The organism is Segatella salivae DSM 15606, from assembly GCF_000185845.1.
GTDB classification, from domain to species: Bacteria; Bacteroidota; Bacteroidia; order Bacteroidales; family Bacteroidaceae; genus Prevotella; species Prevotella salivae.
The window spans coordinates 889,036-890,502 of the sequence record NZ_GL629647.1 but is presented as its reverse complement, the minus strand read 5'-3'; the positions used below and the strand labels follow the sequence as shown (position 1 = coordinate 890,502).

At 38.9% G+C, this 1,467-nt stretch carries 1 protein-coding gene, 1 tRNA gene and 1 pseudogene; all 3 read right to left on the bottom strand.

Features of this window, described 5'->3' with window-relative positions:
* Positions 1-9 precede the first annotated feature (9 nt).
* Positions 10-82, bottom strand: a tRNA-Phe gene (locus HMPREF9420_RS03705).
* Between the two features lie 157 nt (positions 83-239).
* Complete coding sequence (gene thiL, locus HMPREF9420_RS03700; RefSeq protein ID WP_007134100.1) at positions 240-1,358, bottom strand: thiamine-phosphate kinase; 1,119 nt, start codon at positions 1,356-1,358, stop codon at positions 240-242.
* Positions 1,359-1,374: 16 nt separating this feature from the next.
* Positions 1,375-1,467 (bottom strand): annotated as a pseudogene (locus HMPREF9420_RS14575) (purine-nucleoside phosphorylase); the annotation flags it as partial.

Here is a 1,467-nt window from a genome sequence, read left to right as displayed (position 1 = left end):
TTTTTTTTGTGGTACCACCAGGAATCGAACCGGGGACACAAGGATTTTCAGTCCTTTGCTCTACCAACTGAGCTATGGCACCATATTGCTTATTTGCGGATGCAAAGGTAAACGTTTTTTCTGAAAGAACGAAAGGAGATATAAAGAAACTATATGTAATTAGATTTTGTTAACAAAAAGAAGGGCGTACCTATTTTCTCTTTGTTGTTTATAGTTTCTTTATATCTACATTCTTCTTATCATTGATTGTCGCGTAGAGGATTCCAACCTTGGGCCTGAAGTTCAAACTCATTGTTGTCTCGTGTAACAAGCATACAGTCGAGATTTTGCTTTGTTATGTAGCCTATCTGGCGCACACCCTCAATATTTTTGATTTTCTCATGGTCTCCGATAGGAACTGTAAAGAGTAGTTCATAGTCTTCTCCACCATTGAGTGCACAAGTTGTTAGATTCATATTGAATTGTTCTGCAGTGACCGCTGTTTGATAATCAATAGGAATCTCTTTTTCATATATACGGCATCCACATTTACTTTGTTTACAGATGTGTAGTAATTCACTACTCAATCCATCCGAAATATCCATCATTGCTGTGGGCTTAATATTTGCTTCGCGTAACTTTTCTATGATATCTCCGCGCGCTTCTGGTTTTAGTTGACGATCAAGTAGATATTCCTTTCCAGCAAAGTCTGGTTGAAAATCCTCTACAGATTGTCGTTGCTCACGTAATATTTTGAGCTTGGCTTCATCATGGTTTGTTTGTGCCTCGCGCACTTTTTTATTGTAATCGTCAATCTGAGAATAGTAAACTGCTTTCTCACGCTCAAGGATTTGCAAGCCCATATAAGCCGCACCAAGGTCACCAGTCACACAGATTAAGTCTGTTTCCTTAGCCCCATTACGGTAGGTTATCTGTTCTTTTGGCGCATCACCTACACAAGTTATACTAATAGCTAAGCCTGTTCTTGAAGATGTAGTATCACCACCTACTATATCAATATCCCATTTGCCACATGCTTCTTTCATTCCTATATAGAAGTCATCTATGTCTTCTATACTGAATCTTTTGCCTAATGCAATACTGACAATAAGCTGATGTGGTCTTCCATTCATTGCGAAAACATCACTGATATTGACCATTGCCGCTTTGTAACCTAACGTGCGCATGTCTGTATAAGTGAGGTCAAAATGAATGCCTTCCATTAGCATATCTGTCGTGATAAGCACCTCGCTATTGGGATAACTCATAACGGCGCAGTCGTCTCCTACGCCATAATGAGTACTTTTGTTTTTTATTTTAATGTCTTTGGTGAGTCGTTCAATAAGTCCAAACTCACCAAGTTTTGATATTTCTGTCATCCTATTATCTTTCTTTTTATGAGCGACGAATCATCTCGCGCATAATTTCTGTCATCTTTGGTTGGGCTTCATTAGCTGCTTTCTGCACTTCTTCATGACTCACTTCAAC